We start from the raw sequence: 18,757 nt of genomic DNA on the forward strand, positions 1-18,757 counted from the left end.
AATCACGAGGGCGCGGGGCAGGCGCGATATCGCGCCCTCGTGATTCGCAAGGCGGCGAAAGCGCTTGGCTTTTCCGCATTGGCTAGTGCATGACGAAAGCAATCATGTCCGAACCCCAATCCATCCTCCTTCTCGCGCTCGTGTTCCTGGGCGCGGCGGTGATCGCCGTCCCGGCCTTCCGGTTCGCCGGGCTCTCGGCCGTGCTCGGCTATTTCGTGGCAGGGCTGGCGATCGGCCCATCGGGCTTCGGCCTGTTCCGCGATGCCAATGCGCTGCGCTCCTTTGCCGAACTCGGCGTGGTGATGTTCCTTTTCGTGATCGGGCTCGAACTGAAGCCTTCGAAACTCCTTTCGATGCGCCGGGATATCCTGATCTTCGGCGTGGCGCAGATGGTGTTGTCGGGCGTGCTGATCGCCGCTGCGCTGTGGCTCCTTGGCTTCAAGGGCGCGGGTCTTGCCGCTGTGGCCTTCGCATTCGCGCTTTCCGCCACGGCAATCGCCCTGCAGATGCTCGAGGAACGCGGCGCCATGGGCTCGGCCTATGGCCAGAAGAGCTTCGCGGTGCTGCTCTTCCAGGATATCGCCGTGGTGCCCTTCCTGGCGATCCTGCCGCTTTTCGCGCTCACGCAGTCGAAAGCGGATTCGGACGGTTTCTGGAGCCATCTCGACGAGATCGGCATGGCTGCCGCTGCCGTGCTGGCGCTGGTTCTGGCCGGGAAATTCCTGCTCAATCCGTTCTTCCGGCTGCTGGCAAAGGCCAATGCCCGCGAGATCATGACGGCCGCTGCCTTGCTGCTGGTTCTGGGCTCGGCCGAACTGATGCACAAGGCCGGACTTTCGGCCGCGCTCGGCGCCTTCATCGCCGGGCTGATGCTGGCCGAGAGCAATTTCCGCCACCAGCTCGAAGCGGATATCGAGCCCTTCCGCGGTCTCCTGCTTGGCCTGTTCTTCATGAGCGTCGGGATGGGTCTTGACACCGCGATCATCCGCGCGAACCTGCCGGCGATCCTCGGCGGCGCGATAGGGCTGATGACGCTGAAGATCCTGCTCGTCTTCGTTCTGCTGCGCGCGGGCAAGCTGGGCTTCTCGAATTCCGTGCGCGGCGCGGTTCTGCTCTCGCCTGCGGGCGAATTCGCCTTCGTCATCCTGCCGCTGGCGGCGAGCATCGGGCTGCTGGCCGGCGACATCGCGACCATCTTCTCGGCCATTGCGGCGCTGACGATGTTTTTTGGGCCGATCCTCGCGAAACTCGTGGAGCCCGCCCTTGCCTGGCGCAAGAATCGGCTCGGCAAAGAACCCTCGATGGAAGAGAATTTCGAGGATGCGGATGGCGAGGTGCTGGTGATCGGATTCGGGCGTTTCGGGCAGGTCGTGAATCAGGTCTTCCTCGCCGCCGAGCGCAACGTGACCGTGATCGATCGCAACATCGACCAGATCAAGACCGCCGCCCGCTTCGGCTTCAAGGTCTATTATGGCGATGGTCGCCGTCTTGATGTGCTCCGCGCGGCGGGTGCGGAGCGCGCAAGCGTGATCGCGGTTTGCGTGGATGATCGCGAGGCGGCGTCCGCCATCGCGGAAATGGCGCGGCGCGCCTTCCCTTCCGCGAAGCTCATCGCCCGCGCCTTTGATCGCACCCATGCGCTCGACCTGATGGAGCGCGGCGTGCGGGCACCCTTCCGCGAAACCTTCGACAGTGCCCTGGCCTTCGGTCGCGAAGCTCTCGTCGCCTTGGGCATGCCCGGGGATGAAGCGGATGAATTGCGCGACGATGTTCGTCGTCGGGATATCCAGCGCCTCAACCGCCAGCGTGACGAGGGTCTCTTCGCCGGGATGGACCTTCTCCATGTCGTGAAGGTGACCCCCGAGCCGCTCATTGCTCCGCGTCGCGAGGGCAAGGACATCACCCGGAGGGACAAGGACGAGTCCCGCGAGCAGCAGGCGCGAGAAGGCGTCGCGGGGGAATCCTCGTGAGCGTGCCCGCATCGCCCGATCTCGCGCCGTTTACTCACGGCTCCACGCTCCGCCACGTGCTGACCATGACCGGCACCGGTGCCGTCGGCCTGATGGCGATCTTCCTCGTCGATTTCCTGTCGCTCTTCTATGTCTCGCTGCTGCGTGACGACCGGCTGACCGCGGGCGTGGGCTATGCCACGACCATCCTGTTCGTGGCGATTTCCGTGAATATCGGCTCGATGATCGCCGGTTCCGCGATGGTCGCCCGCAGGCGCGGCGCGCTGGATGAGGAAGGCGCCCGGCGCATCGCCTCAACTTCCCTCGTGCTGGCCATTCTGGTGGGCGTCGCGGTGAGTGGCGGGTTGCTGGCGGCCATGCCCTGGATGCTGCCGAAGCTCGGCGCGACGGGCGTGCCCCTGGAAGTGGCCGAACGCTTCCTCTGGATCACGCTGCCGGCCAACGCGCTGATGGCCGTGGGCATGGCTCTTTCGGGTTTTCTGCGTGCCGTGGGCGATCCGCGCCGGGCCATGAATGTCACCTTGTTCGGCGGGCTGGTGACGGCCGTGGCCGATCCGTTCTTCATCTTCGCGCTGAAGCTCGGCACGGATGGCGCGGCGCTGGCCACCGTCGTGTCGCGGCTGGTGTTCATGGCGGTCGGCCTGCATGGCATCGTGATGGTGCATCGCCTGCTGCGGCGCCCGAGGCTCGACGAGATTCGAGCCGATGCGAAGCCCTTCTTCGATATCGCTCTTCCGGCGATCCTCACGAATGTCGCCACGCCCGTCGCCGCGCTCTTCGTCTATCGCATCCTCGCACCCTTCGGCGCCGAGGCGATTGCCGCGAGCACGATCATCGACCGGCTGACACCGCTTGCCTTCGGCGTGCTCTTCGCGTTGTCCGGTGCCGTGGGGCCGATCCTCGCGCAGAATCTCGGCGCGCGGCAATATGGCCGGCTGCGGCAGGCTCTGCGCGATGCTCTGCTCTTTGCGCTGGTCTACTGTCTCCTGGCCTGGACCATCCTGTTCCTGTCGCGCCATGCGATCGCCGGCATGTTCGGCGTAAGCGGCCTGACGGCGCAATATGTGGCTTTCTTCTGCGCGATTTCCGGGCTCGCCTGGCTGTTCAACGGCTTCCTGTTCGTGGCGAACGCAGCCTTCAACAATCTGGGCTTCCCGCTCTATTCCACAGCCTTCAACTGGGGGCGCGCGACGGCCGGCACGATCCCGGTCGCCTGGCTCGGCGCGCATTTCGGAGGCGTCGAGGGCGCGATGATCGGTGTCGCGCTGGGGTCGATTGCCTTCGGTACGGCGGGGCTCGTGACTGCCTTCCGCGCCATCGCGCGGATCGAGGCGCAGGGCCACCCGCCGGATGAGCGCTGAGCCGCATTGCGCATGGACCGGCATGCGCCTAACCTGATGCCGAACAGTTGCCGGGGGAGTTGGACGATGCTGAACCTTTTCGAGATCATGCAGAACGCGCAGGGCGGCAACGCCTACCAGAACCTCGCGAAACAGTTCGGCATCGGGTCGGATCAGGCGCAGAAGGCGGTCGAGGCGCTTCTCCCCGCTTTCTCGATGGGGCTGCAGCAGCAGACCCAGACCATCGAAGGCTGGCAGAACATGCTGGCCTCGCTGGGGCAGGCGCGAAATAGCGCGCAGTTCTTCGATTCCGGTGGGGCTGGCATTCCCGATCATCTCGAGAACGAAGGACAGAACGCGCTGGGCGCGATGTTCGGCAACCCGGAAACCACTGAGGCCGTGGCTCGGCAAGCCGCTCAATTCGCCGGCCTGCCGGTCCAAATGATGCAGCAGATGCTCCCGGTCATCGCCTCGATGGTGATGGGCGGGCTCTTCAAGGGCGCGATGAATGGCGGCCTTGGCGGCGTCCTTGGCGGCATGTTCGGCCAGCCCGCGCCCACACCGCAGCAGCAGGCCGGCAACATGCTGGAGACCTTTTTCGGCAGCTTCTTCGGCGGGCGCGCACCCCAGCCGCTGCCGGACCCGCAGGATCCTGTCGCGGCAGGCCTCGATATGCTGAAGGGCATGTTCCAGACCGGGCAGGAGGTGCACACCGCGCAGATGGAAGCGCTGTCCCAGATTTTCCAGCAGGTCACCCGCCGGTAAAGGACAGGCGCGGGGAAGAACCCGCAGCTTTCGTTTCGAAACCTCAAAAAAGAAGCGCCAGGCTCGGGAGAAAGCCTGGCGCGTCCGGATTGCTGCTGCTTACGCCGACAGGGCGGGCCGGCTGGAGGGGAGTCGAGCCGGCCGGGCAATACGACCCTGGCTCACGTTCGCCTGGTGTTTTTCTCGGAGGCAATCCTCAAGGCTCTGCCGGGGGGAGCGCCCGGACATTTGAGCAAGGTGCTCCGAGGGATCCCGGTGGAGGGGAAGGGAGAGTGCCCCCACCAGATCAGACGGCGTGAGGCCGATATCCTTCAGTGCATGACGGTCCCAATGGGACAGTTCATGCAGCTGGCGACGATTCTGGATCACCCCGACGAACTTGCGGATGCGTTTCGCGGCCGAAAGGCCGAGCGGAACAAGGAAACCGGTGAAGAACGACATGGGTAACCTCCAGGGGTCCGGAAAACCGCCGGATCGAACCGCCGCGCGTTGCGGCAACGTTCTTGACCTACCAAACCTCTCCCTATAAGAGAAACGAATGTTTCTGATGCACTCATCAGCATGAGTGATGACTTGGGATTTCCGGGCCAGCTTGGCCACAAACGGCCTCGGGCAGGCCGAAAACGGGGGATGATCCATGCTGCCGGTTCTGGATAACGATCATCTGCGCACGCTTGTGGCCATTGCCGAAACCGGCTCCTTCACACGCGCGGCGGATATCGTCCACAAGACCCAGAGCGCGGTCTCGATGCAGATCCGCAAGCTGGAGGAGCGGCTGGGTCGCGAGATCTTCGGCAAGGAAGGGCGCGCCGCGAAGCTCACCCCCGATGGCGAAAAACTGCTGGATTATGCCTATCGGATGTTGCGCCTCAACGATGAAGTCATCAGTGCCTTTCGCGGAGACAAGCTCACCGGCAGCGTGAAGCTCGGCGTGCCGGATGATTATGCGGAGCGCTACCTGCCGGAGATCATGGCGCGGTTCACGGCCTCCAATCCCGGTATCGAGGTGGCGGTGGTCTGCGAGCCCACTCCGGCTTTGGTCGAGAACATGCAGGCCTGCGAGATCGATCTCGCCATCATCACCCACTCGAAACAGCGCGACATTGGCGAGATCATCCGCGAGGAGAAGCTCCTGTGGGTTTCCTCGCAGCGCCATTGCGTGCACGAGGCGCGGCCCTTGCCGCTGGCGCTCGGGCGCGATACCTGCGCCTGGCGTCGGTCGGCTGTCGCGCGGCTGGAAGCGCGGGCCGTACCGCATCGCGTGCTCTATACGAGCTGGAACTCCTCGGCCGTCGGCGCGGCCGTGCTCTCGGGGCTCGCGGTGGGTGTTCTGCCGGAAAGCGCGATCCGCCCGGGCATGCGCGTGCTGACGGAACACGAAGGCTTCGATCCGCTGCCCACCGTGAAGATCGCGCTGCTGCGCAATGCCAAGCGGCATGACCATGTGATCGACGCTCTGGCAGACCACATCATTCAGAGCCTCGATAACCTGTCACTAGAACGCGCGGCCGCGACGCGGCTTCAGGCGGCGGAGTAATCAGTAGGCGAGGGCCTCGAAGACCGGTTCCACCGAGCCGTGCCATTCATGCCTGTAGCGGCGGAGCAGCTGCTCCGCCTGCGTCTCGCCCGCCGCGACCAACGCTTCCAGCGGTTCGAGATAGATCGTCTCGTTTCGCCCGCTCCTGTCGAGCCGGTTGCGGCGCTCGAGGCCCTGCCGCGACAGGGCCAGCAATTCCCGCGCGAGATCGAGCACCGAACGGCCGCGGATCTCGGCCCGGAAGCCCTGTGCCGGCACGGCGTCGCGCAAGGCCTGCCGTTCCTCGGCTGTCCAGTCCCTCGCGAGATCCCAGGCCGCTTCCAGGCTGGCGGAATCGTAGAACAGCCCCATCCAGAACGCGCTTTCGGCGCAGATGAAGCCACGCGGGCCGACATCCTGCCCGCGCATCTCGAGATAGCGTTTCAGCCGAACCTCCGGGAAAATGGTCGAGAGATGGTTCGCCCAATCCGAGACATAGGCGCGCTCGCCCGGCAGGCTTTCGAGCGTGCCGGCCAGGAGATGGCGGAAATTCTGGCCGCTCACATCATGGTAATGGTCGCGACGTTTCACGAAATACATCGGAACGTCCAGCGCGTAATCGACATAGCGCTCGAACCCGAAACCGTCCTCGAAAACGAAGGGCAGCATGCCCGCGCGGTGATTATCCGTGTCGCGCCAGATTTCCGAACGCATCGACAATTTGCCGTTCGGTTTGCCTTCGGTGAAAGGGGAATTGGCGAAGAGCGCGGTCGCGATGGGCTGCAGGGCAATGCTCATCCTGAGCTTCTTGACCATGTCGGCTTCGGAGGAGAAGTCGAGGTTGACCTGCACGGTCGAGGTGCGGAACATCATGTCAAGGCCGCGCGTGCCGACCTTCGGCATATAGGCGCGCATGATCCTGTAACGTGATTTCGGCATCACGGGTGTTTCGGCAAGGGTCCAGAGCGGGCTCATGCCGATGCCGAGGAAGCGGATTCCCAAGGGATCTGCCACCTGCTTCAATTGTGCGAGATGCGCGCCGAGTTCCACGCAGGTCTGGTGAATGGTTTCGAGCGGGGCACCAGACAATTCGAACTGACCGCCGGGCTCGAGGCTGATTGCGCCACCCCCGGTGACATCGAAAAGGCCGATGGGCAGGCCATTCTCCAGAATGGGCTCCCAGCCGAGCAGGGCTTGCATGCCATCGAGCAGGGCGCGGATGCCGCGAGGACCCTCATAGCCCACGGGGCGATGAGTCGTGGCGTAAAAGGGGAATTTCTCGTGTTCGGTGCCGATCCGGAACTCGTTCTCGGGCTTGATGCCCTTCTCGAACCACTCGATCAACTCGTGCCGGGTTTCGATCGGAGTGAGATCGATCGTGTCGCGCGCCATCGGCACCCCCGCTTCGTTCGGTTCATCAAGCCGGAACAGGCAACGCGAGACGCGAAGCGAAGCCGGACACGATTTATAGGGATGCCCCGGGCCGAGTTCAATCCGCCCGCCAGTCCCCGATTGCGATCTGCAGGGCGGCAAGCCCGGCTACAACCGCCGTATCAGCGCGGAGGATGCGCGGACCCAGCGACAGCCGGATGACGTTTTTCCGCGCCAGCAGGCGCGTGCGCTCGGCCTCGTCGAAGCCGCCTTCCGGCCCGATCAGCAGCGTAAGCGGACCGGCCGGGGCAACCTGCCGCAGAACCGCGACGGGGTCGGAGGTATGCGCTTCCTCATCACAAAAAATCAGAGCGCTATCAGTGGCTTGAAGATCAAGAAAAGCGTCCAGCGTCATCTCCGGCGCAATCTCCGGCAGGCTGAGGATACCGCATTGCTCAGCGGCCTCGATGGCCCAGGCCCGGAGTTTTTCGGGCTTGAGGCCGCGCATCTGCGTGCGTCGCGTGAGCACGGGCACCATGCGTGCGGCACCCATCTCCACCGCCTTCTGGACGAGGTATTCGAGCCGCGCCGACTTGAGGGGCGCGAAGGCCAGGGTGATGCGCCCCGGCCTGTCCTGCAAGCGGGTTTGCACGCGAATATGAACGGCGCCGGCCTTCTTGCCCAGGAGGTGGAAGGTCGCCTCGAACTCGCCGTCGCGCCCGTTGAACACCAGCAGCCGGCCGCCCTCGGGCATGCGCAGCACATGGGCGAGGTAGTTGAAGGCCTCGGGGGTGAGCGGAATGCGGGCTTCCCGCGCCATTGGGGCTTCGACGAAGAGCCGGTGGGTCGCGAATTCATAGCGGGCCATCGCGTCTCAAACCCTCCGGACAGGCTTTCGTGGCGAAATTTCCGATCCGTTGCCGGAAGCATCCAAGAATCGCCTTGTTTTTTTGTGCAGGATGGCGATTGATCTCGCAAATTCCGCATTGGCCCGTCAACGAGGGGGCGGAATGTTGTCCGAACAGAAAAGGTGCAGGGTCGTTCGATGCTCGGGTGCATGCGTTATGTTCCGGTGGCGCTTCTCTTCTCGGCGGCCCATGCCTTCTCGGTGGTCCATGCCTTCGCCGCGCCGGCCAGTTGCCAGCAGGACTTCCAGAAGCTGAGTGGAGAGCGGCAGGCCGCGATCGAGCGCATCAACAATTTCGGCAAGAAGCGCCCCACCGCCGAGGTGGCGTGCAGCGCCTTCAACACTCTTTCCGGTGTCGAGGCCCGCTTCATCAAGTGGATGACCGAAAACAAGGATTGGTGCCAGATCCCGGAGGATTTCATCGCGCAGCTCAAGGGCGCCAACGGGGCGACATTGCAGGCGCGCGGGCAGGTCTGCACGGCTGCCCGGCAGCAGAAGGAAGACGGCGGCCCGCGTGGCGCGCCCCCGCCCGGCGCCGGCATCCGCCTTCCGAGCGGCGCGTTGTGAGCGGGCCGACACCGGACGCCATCCGCCACCCTGTGGTCGATCGCCTCCCGGCCTGGTCTCTCCCTTATGCGCGGCTCGCCCGGTGGGATCGCCCCATCGGCTGGTGGCTTCTGCTCCTGCCCTGCTGGTGGAGCGCGGCTCTGGCCGCGAAGATGGGTGGCACCTGGCCCAATCTTCTGACCCTTGCGCTGTTCCTGATCGGCGCGATCGCCATGCGCGGAGCCGGCTCCACCTGGAATGACATCACCGATCGCGATCTCGATGCGATGGTTGCCCGCACGCGCGCGCGCCCCATCCCCTCCGGCCAGGTGAGCACGAAGCAGGCTTTCCTGTTTCTTCTGCTGCAATCTCTCGTCGGTTTGGCGGTGCTGCTGAACTTCAACGGTTTCGCCATTCTGGCGGGCTTCGCCGCGCTCGCGCCGGTGGTTGTCTATCCCTTCATGAAGCGCTTCACGAACCACCCGCAGATCGTGCTGGGCCTGGCCTTTGCCTGGGGGGCACTGATGGGCTTCGCGACCGAGCTCGGCCATTGGCCCTGGGCTGCCTTCGCGCTCTATGCCGGCGCTATCCTCTGGGTGATCGGCTACGACACGATCTATGCGCTGCAGGATATCGAGGATGACGCGATCATTGGTATCGGCTCGACGGCGCGCGCCTATGGCGAGCAGGTGCGGCTCTTCATCGCGGCGATGTATGCGGGCACGCTTCTGCTGTTTTTTCTTGCGCTGGACTTGGCGGGTTCAGGCATGATGGGCTGGATTGGCCTTGCGGCTTTCGCAAGCCATCTCAGCTGGCAGGTTGCGGTGCTCCGGCGCGAGGATGCGCAGCAGGCGCTGAAGCTGTTCCGCTCCAACCGGGATGCCGGCCTGCTGCTTTTCGCCGGGCTTGCGCTCGATGCGATGATCTGAAGCGCCAGGCTCAGGGTCGCCGCTTGGACCCGCGCGAACGAGACCTCGGATGCACGGGGTGGTGCGGCGGGCAAACCGGCATCTGCCGTTTCCGGGCGAAGCGCGTGCGCCTTCCGGAAAGCGGCGAGCCGCTGCGGCGCGGAAGGCTTTTCCCCCCCGGCGCAAGCTGGAAAGCCTCAAGCTGGCCCTCGGCCGAGATGACGTAGAGCGGCAGGTTCATCATCTGCCCGAAGCGGCGCCAGAGGGCGATGATATCCGCGCCATCATGCGCGATGTGGAGCGGCGCGCCCAGCACGCCACTCACCAGCACGGGGCGGATCACGCCGATCGGTTGGCCGGCCGGATCCGTCTCGCAGGACAGGGCGAGGCCGGCCGTGCCTTTCGGCGCGCTGCCGAGGCCCGGCGAGGTATTGTCATTCGCGAACCCGGCCATTTCGGCCAGGCGTGATTGCTCGAAGGGAAGAGAGAATTGCATCCCGCCGCCTGTCTGATCTGATCTCTCGGAAAGACCGGCCGGCTGGCCTGCCTTTCCATTCCTGTTGTTGTGTCCGGCTCTGATTGGCCTGATCACGCGGGGAGAATGGGCGGACAGGGCTCGACTTTCCGTCAAGAAGGCTGGTTAAGGGGCGGTATCCTCGGGCCTTAAGGCCTCTTTCCTGTTCTTAAGCTTCACGAAATGTAACCGCGTTCCGCTTGACGCGCGGCCCTCCGCGGCCCACAACCCGAAGCGTGTCCGGAACATCGCCCATGGCCGAAAAGCCGCCGCTTCCCATCCTGCTTTGCGCGCCGCGCGGCTTCTGCGCCGGTGTCGTACGGGCCATCGATGTGGTGGAGGAAGCGCTGCGGAAATATGGAGCTCCGGTCTATGTCCGCCACGAGATCGTGCATAACCGCTTCGTGGTGGATAGCCTGAAACGCAAGGGCGCGATCTTCGTCGATGAACTCGATGAAATCCCCGAGACACAGGCGCCTGTGATCTTTTCCGCCCATGGCGTGCCGAAATCCGTGCCGCAAACCGCCAGGAACCGCCGGCTCTTTTCGATCGACGCGACCTGCCCACTGGTCACCAAGGTGCATCGCGAGGCGGAAATCCACTTCAAGCGTGGCCGCACGATTATTCTCGTGGGCCATGCGGGCCACCCGGAAGTGGTGGGCACCATGGGCCAGTTGCCGGCCGGCATGGTGCATCTGGTGGAAACCGAGGCTGATGTGGCGAGGCTTGCTTTCCCGCCCGGCACAGCGCTTGCCTTCGTGACACAGACCACGCTCTCCGTGGATGATACCGCAGCGATCGTGGCCGCCCTGAAGGCGCGCTTCCCGGAGATCGCGGCGCCGCACAAGGAAGATATCTGCTACGCCACCACCAACCGGCAAGAGGCCGTGAAACGTGTCGCACCGCTGGTGGAAGCGCTGATCGTGGTTGGTTCGCCGAATTCCTCGAACAGCCAGCGCCTGCGCGAGGTGGCCGAGCGTTCGGGTTGCACGAAGACCGCGCTCGTGCTCCGCACGGATGAAATCGACTGGTCGGTTTTCGGCGACATTCGCTCGCTCGGCATCACCGCCGGCGCTTCCGCCCCGGAAGTGCTGGTGGAGGAGATCATCGCCGCCTTCGCACAGCGTTTCGACGTCAGCGTGGAAACCGTCTCCACGGCCGATGAAAGCGTGTTCTTTCCGCTTCCCCGCCAGTTGCGCGAAGCAGCAACAGCCTAGAGCTCACTCCGATCGGATGGAAAGAGGCCGTTCGCTCTCATTCCTCATTGTTTCACGCATTTTCTGCGACCAGCCGGTATCCACTGGATCGGAAAATGCTCTATGCATTCAGCAGCAAAGCCACGCCAGCCACGATGAGCGCAAGGCCGATCCCCTCGCGAAGGGTCGGCTTCTCGCGGAAGAGCCGGCCCGAGACGAGACGTGCAAAGAACACCTCGATCAGCGCCAGCGTGCGCACCTTCGCCGCCGAGGTGTGCGAGAACCCCAGAAACCTGAATTGCGAGGCGAGAGCACCCATGAACCCTGCGAGAAGCGACGGCTTCCACGCGCCGATGATCGCGCGCAAGGCCGGTCGATCAAGGATGGCGAGGTAGAGCGTCAGCAGGCCCGCCTGCAGGCCAAGCCCAAGGGCGAGCACGGTGGAAGCGCGGATCGCGAAGTTGCCTCCCGGCAACCCATGGATGCCGGCACGAAAGCCGATGGCCGAAAGCGCGAAAAAGGCTGCGCTCACCAGCCCGTAGCCCAGGGCTTCCACGGACCAGCCCTCACCCTTCCTCGCGGGCCAGGCCGTGAGCAGCACGCCGAAGGTGGCGATCCCGATGGCCGCGAGCGCCATCGGTGCCAGCCATTCGCCCAGGAAGATCAGCCCGAACAGGGCCACGAGCACCGGCTCGGTCTTGGTGTAGGCGGTCGCGACCGTGAAGGATCTGAGCCGCATCGCCTGAAGCATCAGGCCCGTCGCGGCAATCTGCGACAGGGCGGCGCCGAGCACCACCGGCAAAACGCCGGCCGGAATAGGCGGCACGGACTCGCGCACGAGGAGGCTCATGCCCGCCAGAAACACCAGCGCGAAGGGAAAGCCGAACAGAAAGCGCACATGCGTGGCGCCCACCACGCCCACGCGCTCCACCAGATCGCGCTGCATGGCATTGCGCAAGGTCTGGGCGGCCGCGGCCATCACGGTGAAGACGGCCCAGAGCATGGTGGATTCCTTCTCTCCGGAGGCCCGGCCATGTTTGACGAGCCCGCGCGGCAAGGCGTATCACGCTTGTCAAGATTCTGTCACGCCCGCGCGCGACGAAGGGGAGATCCCGTCCCATGGCCGTCTATACCGATGTCAGCGCCGAGGATCTGGGCGCCTTCCTCGCGGCCTATGATCTCGGCGGCCTGCTCTCCTTCAAGGGCATTGCGGAGGGGGTGGAGAACTCGAATTTCCTGATCGAGACCGAGCGCGGCCGCTTCATTCTCACGCTCTACGAGAAGCGCGTGAAGGTGGAGGATCTACCCTTCTTCCTGGGGCTGATGGGCCATCTCGCGGATCGCGGCATCCATTGCCCGCTGCCGGTGAAGGCACATGACGGCAAAGCACTTCGCACGCTGTGCGGGCGGCCGGCGGCGATTGTCACCTTCCTTGAAGGTGTCTCCTATCGCCGCCCGACGGCCGTGCAATGCACGGCGCTCGGCGAGGTTCTGGGCCGGCTGCATGAAGCCGGCAAGGGTTTCGCGATGCATCGCGAGAATGCACTCTCGGTCTCGGGGTGGCGCCCGCTGGCGGAGGCCGCTGCAAGCCGGGCCGATACGGTCGCGCCCGGCCTTGGCGCCGCTGTCGCGCGCGAACTGGAAGAGCTCGAGGGCCATTGGCCGCGCAACCTGCCGCAAGGCGTGATTCATGCGGATCTCTTCCCCAACAACACGCTCTTCGTGGGCGATACGCTTTCAGGCGTGATCGACTTCTATTTTGCCTGCAACGATGCGCTGGCCTATGATCTTGCGATCTGTCTCAATGCCTGGTGTTTCGAGGCGGATTTCTCGTTCAACCTCACGAAGGGGCGCGCGATGATTGCCACCTATCGTGCGCGCCGGCCGCTGAACGGCGCCGAGATCGAGGCCCTGCCGGTGCTCTGCCGGGGTGCGGCTTTGCGCTTCCTGCTCACGCGGCTCGTGGATTGGCTGAACGTGCCGCCGGGCGCGCTGGTGCGGCCGCTCGACCCGCTGGAATACTGGAAGAAGCTCCGCTTTCATCAGGCGGTGGATGATGCCTCGGCCTATGGGCTCGCCCTGTGAGCAGCACGGAAGCGGTTGAAATCTGGACCGATGGCGCCTGTTCGGGCAATCCCGGCCCCGGAGGCTGGGGCGCGATCCTGATCTATGGCGAGGTGCAGAAAGAGATGTCCGGCGCGGAGCCGGAAACCACGAATAATCGCATGGAGTTGCAGGCGGCCATCGCTGCGCTTTCCGCGCTGAGGCGCCCCTGCAAGGTCATCCTCCACACCGACAGCCAATATGTGAAGGGCGGCATCACCGGCTGGATCTTCGGCTGGAAGAAGAATGGCTGGCGCACGGCCGACAAGAAGCCCGTGAAGAATGTCGATCTCTGGCAGGCGCTCGACGAGGCCATCCGCCGCCACGAGATCGAATGGCGCTGGGTGAAAGGCCATGCGGGCAACGAAATGAATGAGCGCGCGGATGAACTCGCCCGCGAAGCCATCAAGGCGATGCGCGAGGGAAAAAAGACCGCGGGTGGCAACGCCGCGGCCTGAGATTCCCGGTTCACCATGCATTCTCCGCGGCCGATCGGCCGGGAAACCTGCCGCGATCAGAGCTGGCACATCAGCGTTTCGGCGGAGGAGAGGTTCACCGCGCCGCGCTCGACCTCGATGTTGATCTTGTCGACCACGCCATCCTTCACGAGCATGGAGCAGCGCTTGAGGCGCGTTCCAAATCCCACGACCGAGATATCGGCATCGAGCCCGGTCGCCTTGGCGAATTCGGCGTTTCCGTCGGAGAGGAAGCGGATCTTGCCGGAGGCACCGGTTTCCTCTTCCCAGCGCTGCATCACCCAGGGATCGTTCACGGCGATCACGACGATCTGGTCCACGCCCCTGGCCTTGAAGTTCTCCGCCTCCTTCAGGAAGCCCGGCAGGTGGGTCTTGTGGCAGGTCGGCGTGAAGGCACCGGGCACGCCAATGATCACGGAGGTCTTGCCGCCGAACACTTCGGACGTGGTGAGCGGTTTGGGGCCGGCCTCGCCGATCACGAAAAACTTCACATCGGGGAGACGATCTCCGGCGGCGATCGGCATGGGACACCTCAGGTTGAGACATTCGGAAAACGACGTCAAAGAACGACGCCTCACGTAACTATGGCGAAGTGTCATTCCCGTCGAGGTCCAGAAAACCCTCATAGGGCTCTTTCTTCGAGCCGAAGGTAAAGCGCACCGGGCCGAAGCGCTTGTCATCGCCCGGCGGAGGCTGGCCCTTGAGCACCACCTGATAGCGGCCGGGCGCCACTTGAACCGGCGCCTTGATGTGGAGATAGCCGCGCGATTCCGCAAAGACCGCGAAATCTTCCAACTCCGCATCATGCCGGATGTCCAGCGTGAAGACCGGCCTTTCGCCCGCATCGCGCCGCTCGATGCGCATGCGCGCGGCAAGATCCGCCGGGGAAAGGCGGTTCGGCACCCGTGCTTCCGCGTGGCGGATCGCATCGATCACATCATTGCCTACGGGATGCCCCCCTTCGAGGTGGAGATGAGCAGAAAGCGGAATGCAGATCGTGCCGCAAACGGCGAAATCGAGCTTGAGCGAGAGCGAAAGCGGCCCGTTTCCGGTCTTTTTCGCGCTGAAGGGCAGGATGACGTCTGTCTTGTAGCCCCAGGCCTGCCCCCCCGCGCCATCATCGAAACGCGTGGGCATGGGAAAGCGCACCTCGAAATCGGATGCCCCTTTCGAACCCGCGAAATCGAAAATCGGCGGAACGCCGGAATCGCCAGGATTGCGCCAATAGGTCTTGTAATCCGGCATGAGGCGAATGCCGATGCCGCCGCGAATCACCATGTCTCCGGGGGCGGGTTCGATCAGCAGGAGCCGCAAGCGGACCTCGCGGAACTCTGCCCATGCCGAAGCTCGCGCGCCGCCCGCAAGCGCGGGAACAAGGGAGAGCAGCACGGCGAAAATGGCGAGCAACCAAGGCATGAACGCCATATTGCGCCGCAGAAGTTCAAAAACCACCCACATTCCCGTGAGGAAGCCTTTTCGACGCAGCACTTTCCCGCAGAGCCCCTTGGCAAGCGCGTCCACACTTGCAAAACTGTCAGAATGAAACTCGACAAGATCCGCGGCGGTGGCAAGAAAGGGTTTCTCGATGGGCACCTGCTCATCGCGATGCCATCCATGCCGGACGAGCGCTTCTCCCGTAGCGTGATCTATATCTGCGCCCATTCCGATGAAGGCGCGATGGGCCTTGTTGTCAACCGACGAGCACAGAACCTGAACTTCCCGGAATTGCTGGTGCAGCTCGATCTGATCTCGCGCGATCAGGCGATCCGCCTGCCAGAGCGGGCAGCAAGCACGGCCGTGCTCTCGGGCGGGCCGGTGGAGCCCACGCGGGGCTTCGTGCTGCATTCCGCCGATTTCGCCATCGAGAATTCCACCTTGCCCGTTTCCGGGCAGATCGGGCTGACGATCACGGTCGATATCCTGAAAGCCATCGCCCGTGGCGAGGGGCCGGATCGTGCGCTTCTCGCGCTTGGCTATTCCAGCTGGGCGGCGGGGCAGCTTGAAACCGAACTCCAGGCCAATGCCTGGCTGCATGCGCCGGCCACGGAAGACCTGCTGTTCGGTGCGGATCAGGAACGGAAATACGATGCAGCCCTGCGCATGCTGGGCATCGACCCCGTTTTCCTTTCCAGCGAGGCCGGGCACGGGTAAAGCATCTCAGGCTGCGCTCGAAAGCCCGATGAGCTTGCGCGCCTGATCAATGCTGATCGCCGCTCCGAACACGTAGCCTTGCGCGAACTGGCAGCCCAGCTGGAAGAGTTCCACCGTATCAGCCTCGGATTCGGCCCCCTCCGCCACGATATCCATCCCGAGATCCTGCGCGAGGCCTACGATGGAACGCAGGATGAGCGGACGTTTGCCGGTCTCGTCGTGCCGCACGAAACTCTGGTCGATCTTCAGCGTGTCGAAGGGGAAGCGCTGGAGATAGGAGAGCGAAGAGAAGCCCGTGCCGAAATCGTCAAGCGCGAGGCCGACACCAAGCTCGCGTGCCTTTTCGAGGATTTGCGCCGCATATTCCGGGTTTTCCATCACCAAGGTCTCGGTGATCTCGAGCTTCAGCGAGCCTCGCGCGCAAGGGTGACGCAGGAGCACGTTCTTGAGATCCTGCAGGATATCCTGCCGGATGAGCTGGCGACTGGAGACATTCACGCTCGCGAAGATCGGCGGATCGACGACGAGGGATTGCTGCCAGGCGGAGAGTTCGCGCGCCGTCGTTTCCAGCACGAAGAGGCCGATATCAACGATCAGGCCACTCTCTTCCGCGATCGAGATGAACTCACCCGGCGGCAATCGGCCGAGGCGCGGATGGTTCCAGCGGATCAGCGCCTCGAAACCGGCGATGGAGCGATCCTCCAGCCGCACGATCGGCTGGAACTGCACCTCCAGCTCGTTGCGCTCGATGGCGCGACGCAGATCGTTCGAGAGGCTGAACCGGTCATGCGGCGTGTTGCGCATGGAGCCTCGGTAGATCTCCACGCGATCGCGCCCCGTCCGCTTGGCGTGAATTGCCGCCAGCTCCGCATTGCGGATGAAGGCTTCCTTGTCATTCAACGAGGTTTCATCCAGCAGCGCCACCCCCACCGAGCCGGTGAGGTAGATCTGCCGCTCGCCATGTGTGATGGGGGTCGACACGGCGCGCCGCACCAGATCGGCCAGCGCGACAACGCGCTGCGGCTCCTGTTCGGAAAGCACGACGAGCGCGAAACTGTCGCCGGAAATGCGCGCCAGCGTGTCGCCCGGCCGGACCACGCGGGCGAGCCGCCGGGCGATGGTGAGCAGGATGATGTCGCCGGCCGAAACACCCACGGATTCGTTCACCTGCTTGAACCGGTCGATATCGAGCAGGATCAGCACCGGCTTGCGCGCACCCGCGCCACCATGCCGCGCGTTGATCAGCGAGGTCTCGAGGCGATCGAGCAGCAGGCGGCGGTTCGGAAGACCGGTCAGGTGGTCGTGGATCGCATCATGCAGGAGGCGATCCTGCGTGGTGTGCACGGCGGTGACGTCGAGCAGGCTACCGACGATGCGAATCACCTCGCCATCCCGGTTCACCACTGGCCTGGCCTTCAGGCGATACCAGACGGTCGAGCCATCGCGCGCCATCAGGCGGAAATCCTGCCCGATGCGTCCGCGCTTCTGCTCGATCATGGCATCCAGCGCCGCACGATAACGGTCGCGGTCAGCCGGATGGATCACGTTGATGAGCACCGAGGCGCGACCATCCAGCGTGCCCCTTTCGAGGCCCAGATGCATCTCGAGTTCCGGCGAGAGATGCATGTGGTCGTCGCTGACATCCCAGTCGAAGAGGAGGTCGCCGCCGCCCACGAAAGCGAGGGCCTTGCGCTCGGCATCGGGGACCGCGCCGCTGATCACGGCACCGGAAGAGAAGACATTCTGCATCACGGTGAAGGCGATCATCAGCACGATGAGCACGAGGCCCCCCAGCAGGGCAGGGGCAGCCACATCGTTCGTCACCTGCCCGGAAACAACCAAAGCCGCGCCGCCCACCCAGACCAGCAGCAGGAACCAGGTCGGGACCAGCATCATCGCCCGGTCATAGCGGTGGAAGGCGAGATAGACGATGAGCACGAAGCCGATCACGGCGATCACCGCCATCGAGATGCGGGCAATGCCCGAGGCCACGCTGGGATCGATGCTCGACAGCGCAATCAGCGCGCCGAGCAGGCCCAGCCAGACGAGCGTGATATGCCCGTAGCGCGCATGCCAGCGGTTGAGGTTGAGATAGGCGAAGAGGAACACCAGCAAGGTGCCGCCCAGCACCGCTTCCGCGCCGGCGCGATAGATGTTCTCGACCTCCGGCCGGAGCGCGAAGAACCGGCCGATGAAGCCGAAATCAATGCCGAGATAGACGAGGACCGACCAAGCCAGCGCCGCCGAGGCCGGAAAGATCATGGCTGCACGCAGGGTGAGCACGATGGTGAGGAAGATCGCCAGAAGGCCGGCAATGCCGGTCACGATGCCGCGATAGAGCGTCAGAGCGTTGAGCTTGTCCTTGTAGACCTCCGGGTCCCACAGGGTGAGTTCGGGCAGGCGCGAGCCGCGCAATTCGGCCACGAAGGTGACGATCGCGCCGGGTTCGAGCGTGATCGCGAAGAGATCGGCCTCGGTGCCTTCCTCGCGCTCCGGGCGGAAGCCATGGCTCGCCGTGATCGCCTCGATTCGCACCGAGGCGAGATCCGGCCAGAAGACCCCCGAGCCGGCCAGCTTGAAGCGCGGGGCCACGAGCACGCGTTCGATGGTCTCGTTCGAATCGTTCTGCAGCGCGAAGGCGATCCAGCGCGGGCGGGCGCCGGCCTCGCGGGCCTGCACCTCGATGCGGCGCACGATGCCATTCGCGTCGCGCGCGGTCTGGATTTCGAGGCGATCCTCGCGTGACTGGTAGGTCTGGATCGCGGGAAGCAGGTCAATCGCCTCGGATTGTGGCGTGATGCGGATCGCATCGAGCGCGCGCGCGGCGGACAGCGGAGCAAGCAGGGCAAGAAAAAGCAGCACCAGCGCGAGCGGCGAAAAGCGAGGCGCGGCATTGCCGCGAACCTTTCGGGTCGGGGCATATCCGGGGGGGGGGGAAGCAAGGCGCCGCGTCAGGGTCGAGTGGTAACGTCGGGTCTCTCTTGCAGCAAGCGC

The 18,757-nt window shown here is 64.4% G+C and carries 18 protein-coding genes; 10 read left to right on the plus strand and 8 right to left on the minus strand.

Annotated elements, in window-relative coordinates:
- Positions 1–104 precede the first annotated feature (104 nt).
- From ACKODO_RS07350 to ACKODO_RS07360, 3 genes are all read left to right on the plus strand, one after another.
- Complete coding sequence (locus ACKODO_RS07350) at positions 105–1,970, plus strand: monovalent cation:proton antiporter-2 (CPA2) family protein (protein ID WP_408982795.1); 1,866 nt, start codon at positions 105–107, stop codon at positions 1,968–1,970.
- Complete coding sequence (locus ACKODO_RS07355) at positions 1,967–3,331, plus strand: MATE family efflux transporter (RefSeq protein ID WP_408982796.1); 1,365 nt, start codon at positions 1,967–1,969, stop codon at positions 3,329–3,331. Before ACKODO_RS07350 ends, ACKODO_RS07355 begins: the two co-directional genes overlap by 4 nt.
- A 66-nt stretch (positions 3,332–3,397) precedes the next feature.
- Positions 3,398–4,075 carry a DUF937 domain-containing protein gene (locus tag ACKODO_RS07360; RefSeq protein WP_408982797.1) on the plus strand — a complete coding sequence of 226 codons (678 nt, stop codon included), beginning with the start codon at positions 3,398–3,400 and terminating at the stop codon, positions 4,073–4,075.
- A gap of 99 nt (positions 4,076–4,174) precedes the next feature.
- Here ACKODO_RS07360 and ACKODO_RS07365 read toward each other — a convergent pair whose 3' ends face one another.
- On the minus strand, positions 4,175–4,516 hold the full coding sequence (locus tag ACKODO_RS07365; RefSeq protein WP_408982798.1) for a DUF1127 domain-containing protein: 342 nt from the start codon (positions 4,514–4,516) through the stop codon (positions 4,175–4,177).
- 196 nt (positions 4,517–4,712) lie between these two features.
- Between ACKODO_RS07365 and ACKODO_RS07370 the strand changes: the two genes are divergently transcribed.
- On the plus strand, positions 4,713–5,612 hold the full coding sequence (locus tag ACKODO_RS07370; RefSeq protein ID WP_408982799.1) for a LysR substrate-binding domain-containing protein: 900 nt from the start codon (positions 4,713–4,715) through the stop codon (positions 5,610–5,612).
- On the opposite strand, the gene ACKODO_RS07375 is transcribed toward ACKODO_RS07370, so the two are convergent.
- Complete coding sequence (locus ACKODO_RS07375; protein ID WP_408982800.1) at positions 5,613–6,983, minus strand: glutamate--cysteine ligase; 1,371 nt, start codon at positions 6,981–6,983, stop codon at positions 5,613–5,615.
- Between the two features lie 97 nt (positions 6,984–7,080).
- Positions 7,081–7,830, minus strand: a complete 750-nt coding sequence (locus ACKODO_RS07380) for a 16S rRNA (uracil(1498)-N(3))-methyltransferase (protein ID WP_408982801.1) — start codon at positions 7,828–7,830, stop codon at positions 7,081–7,083.
- 189 nt (positions 7,831–8,019) lie between these two features.
- On the opposite strand from ACKODO_RS07380, the gene ACKODO_RS07385 reads away from it, so the two are divergent.
- Both ACKODO_RS07385 and ubiA read left to right on the plus strand, forming a co-directional pair.
- Positions 8,020–8,436, plus strand: a complete 417-nt coding sequence (locus ACKODO_RS07385; RefSeq protein WP_408982802.1) for a hypothetical protein — start codon at positions 8,020–8,022, stop codon at positions 8,434–8,436.
- Positions 8,433–9,344, plus strand: coding sequence for a 4-hydroxybenzoate octaprenyltransferase (gene ubiA / locus ACKODO_RS07390; RefSeq protein ID WP_408982803.1), 912 nt, complete (start codon positions 8,433–8,435; stop codon positions 9,342–9,344). The genes ACKODO_RS07385 and ubiA overlap by 4 nt, the downstream gene beginning before the upstream one ends.
- A 10-nt stretch (positions 9,345–9,354) precedes the next feature.
- Here the strand turns inward: ubiA and ACKODO_RS07395 are convergent, their stop codons facing one another.
- The gene (locus ACKODO_RS07395) at positions 9,355–9,819 is read right to left on the minus strand and encodes a DUF6101 family protein (protein ID WP_408982804.1); all 465 of its coding nucleotides are present in this window, start codon (positions 9,817–9,819) and stop codon (positions 9,355–9,357) included.
- A 272-nt stretch (positions 9,820–10,091) separates the two neighbouring features.
- On the opposite strand from ACKODO_RS07395, the gene ispH reads away from it, so the two are divergent.
- Positions 10,092–11,054: a 4-hydroxy-3-methylbut-2-enyl diphosphate reductase gene (gene ispH, locus ACKODO_RS07400; protein ID WP_408982805.1), complete on the plus strand. Its 963-nt coding sequence runs from the start codon at positions 10,092–10,094 to the stop codon at positions 11,052–11,054.
- A 100-nt stretch (positions 11,055–11,154) separates the two neighbouring features.
- Here ispH and ACKODO_RS07405 read toward each other — a convergent pair whose 3' ends face one another.
- A complete protein-coding gene (locus tag ACKODO_RS07405; protein WP_408982806.1) occupies positions 11,155–12,036 on the minus strand; it encodes a DMT family transporter in 882 nt (293 codons plus the stop codon).
- Positions 12,037–12,152: 116 nt separating this feature from the next.
- On the opposite strand from ACKODO_RS07405, the gene thrB reads away from it, so the two are divergent.
- On the plus strand, positions 12,153–13,118 hold the full coding sequence (gene thrB / locus ACKODO_RS07410; protein WP_408982807.1) for a homoserine kinase: 966 nt from the start codon (positions 12,153–12,155) through the stop codon (positions 13,116–13,118).
- On the plus strand, positions 13,115–13,594 hold the full coding sequence (rnhA, locus tag ACKODO_RS07415; RefSeq protein WP_408982808.1) for a ribonuclease HI: 480 nt from the start codon (positions 13,115–13,117) through the stop codon (positions 13,592–13,594). Before thrB ends, rnhA begins: the two co-directional genes overlap by 4 nt.
- A 56-nt stretch (positions 13,595–13,650) precedes the next feature.
- Here rnhA and ACKODO_RS07420 read toward each other — a convergent pair whose 3' ends face one another.
- Both ACKODO_RS07420 and ACKODO_RS07425 read right to left on the minus strand, forming a co-directional pair.
- Positions 13,651–14,136 carry a peroxiredoxin gene (locus tag ACKODO_RS07420; protein WP_408982809.1) on the minus strand — a complete coding sequence of 162 codons (486 nt, stop codon included), beginning with the start codon at positions 14,134–14,136 and terminating at the stop codon, positions 13,651–13,653.
- 58 nt (positions 14,137–14,194) lie between these two features.
- The gene (locus ACKODO_RS07425) at positions 14,195–15,028 is read right to left on the minus strand and encodes a protein-disulfide reductase DsbD domain-containing protein (protein ID WP_408982810.1); all 834 of its coding nucleotides are present in this window, start codon (positions 15,026–15,028) and stop codon (positions 14,195–14,197) included.
- A gap of 123 nt (positions 15,029–15,151) precedes the next feature.
- Here ACKODO_RS07425 and ACKODO_RS07430 point away from each other — a divergent pair, with 123 nt between their 5' ends.
- On the plus strand, positions 15,152–15,763 hold the full coding sequence (locus tag ACKODO_RS07430) for a YqgE/AlgH family protein (RefSeq protein ID WP_408982811.1): 612 nt from the start codon (positions 15,152–15,154) through the stop codon (positions 15,761–15,763).
- Positions 15,764–15,769: 6 nt separating this feature from the next.
- Here the strand turns inward: ACKODO_RS07430 and ACKODO_RS07435 are convergent, their stop codons facing one another.
- Positions 15,770–18,628: an EAL domain-containing protein gene (locus ACKODO_RS07435; protein WP_408982812.1), complete on the minus strand. Its 2,859-nt coding sequence runs from the start codon at positions 18,626–18,628 to the stop codon at positions 15,770–15,772.
- Between the last annotated feature and the right edge of the window lie 129 nt (positions 18,629–18,757).

The sequence above is a fragment of the Rhabdaerophilum sp. genome, from assembly GCF_046092605.1.
GTDB lineage: Bacteria > Pseudomonadota > Alphaproteobacteria > Rhizobiales > Beijerinckiaceae > Rhabdaerophilum.

Bases quoted from the DNA above. Each gene is read 5' to 3' on its own strand.
- ACKODO_RS07370 (WP_408982799.1), top strand. From the start codon at position 4,713: ATGCTGCCGGTTCTGGATAACGATCATCTGCGCACGCTTGTGGCCATT.
- ACKODO_RS07425 (WP_408982810.1), bottom strand. From the start codon at position 15,028: ATGCCTTGGTTGCTCGCCATTTTCGCCGTGCTGCTCTCCCTTGTTCCC.
- ACKODO_RS07350 (WP_408982795.1), top strand. From the start codon at position 105: ATGTCCGAACCCCAATCCATCCTCCTTCTCGCGCTCGTGTTCCTGGGC.
- thrB (WP_408982807.1), top strand. From the start codon at position 12,153: ATGGCCGTCTATACCGATGTCAGCGCCGAGGATCTGGGCGCCTTCCTC.
- ACKODO_RS07430 (WP_408982811.1), top strand. From the start codon at position 15,152: ATGAAACTCGACAAGATCCGCGGCGGTGGCAAGAAAGGGTTTCTCGAT.
- ispH (WP_408982805.1), top strand. From the start codon at position 10,092: ATGGCCGAAAAGCCGCCGCTTCCCATCCTGCTTTGCGCGCCGCGCGGC.
- ACKODO_RS07360 (WP_408982797.1), top strand. From the start codon at position 3,398: ATGCTGAACCTTTTCGAGATCATGCAGAACGCGCAGGGCGGCAACGCC.
- ACKODO_RS07375 (WP_408982800.1), bottom strand. From the start codon at position 6,983: ATGGCGCGCGACACGATCGATCTCACTCCGATCGAAACCCGGCACGAG.
- ACKODO_RS07395 (WP_408982804.1), bottom strand. From the start codon at position 9,819: ATGCAATTCTCTCTTCCCTTCGAGCAATCACGCCTGGCCGAAATGGCC.
- ACKODO_RS07365 (WP_408982798.1), bottom strand. From the start codon at position 4,516: ATGTCGTTCTTCACCGGTTTCCTTGTTCCGCTCGGCCTTTCGGCCGCG.
- ACKODO_RS07405 (WP_408982806.1), bottom strand. From the start codon at position 12,036: ATGCTCTGGGCCGTCTTCACCGTGATGGCCGCGGCCGCCCAGACCTTG.
- ACKODO_RS07420 (WP_408982809.1), bottom strand. From the start codon at position 14,136: ATGCCGATCGCCGCCGGAGATCGTCTCCCCGATGTGAAGTTTTTCGTG.
- ACKODO_RS07380 (WP_408982801.1), bottom strand. From the start codon at position 7,830: ATGGCCCGCTATGAATTCGCGACCCACCGGCTCTTCGTCGAAGCCCCA.
- ACKODO_RS07385 (WP_408982802.1), top strand. From the start codon at position 8,020: ATGCGTTATGTTCCGGTGGCGCTTCTCTTCTCGGCGGCCCATGCCTTC.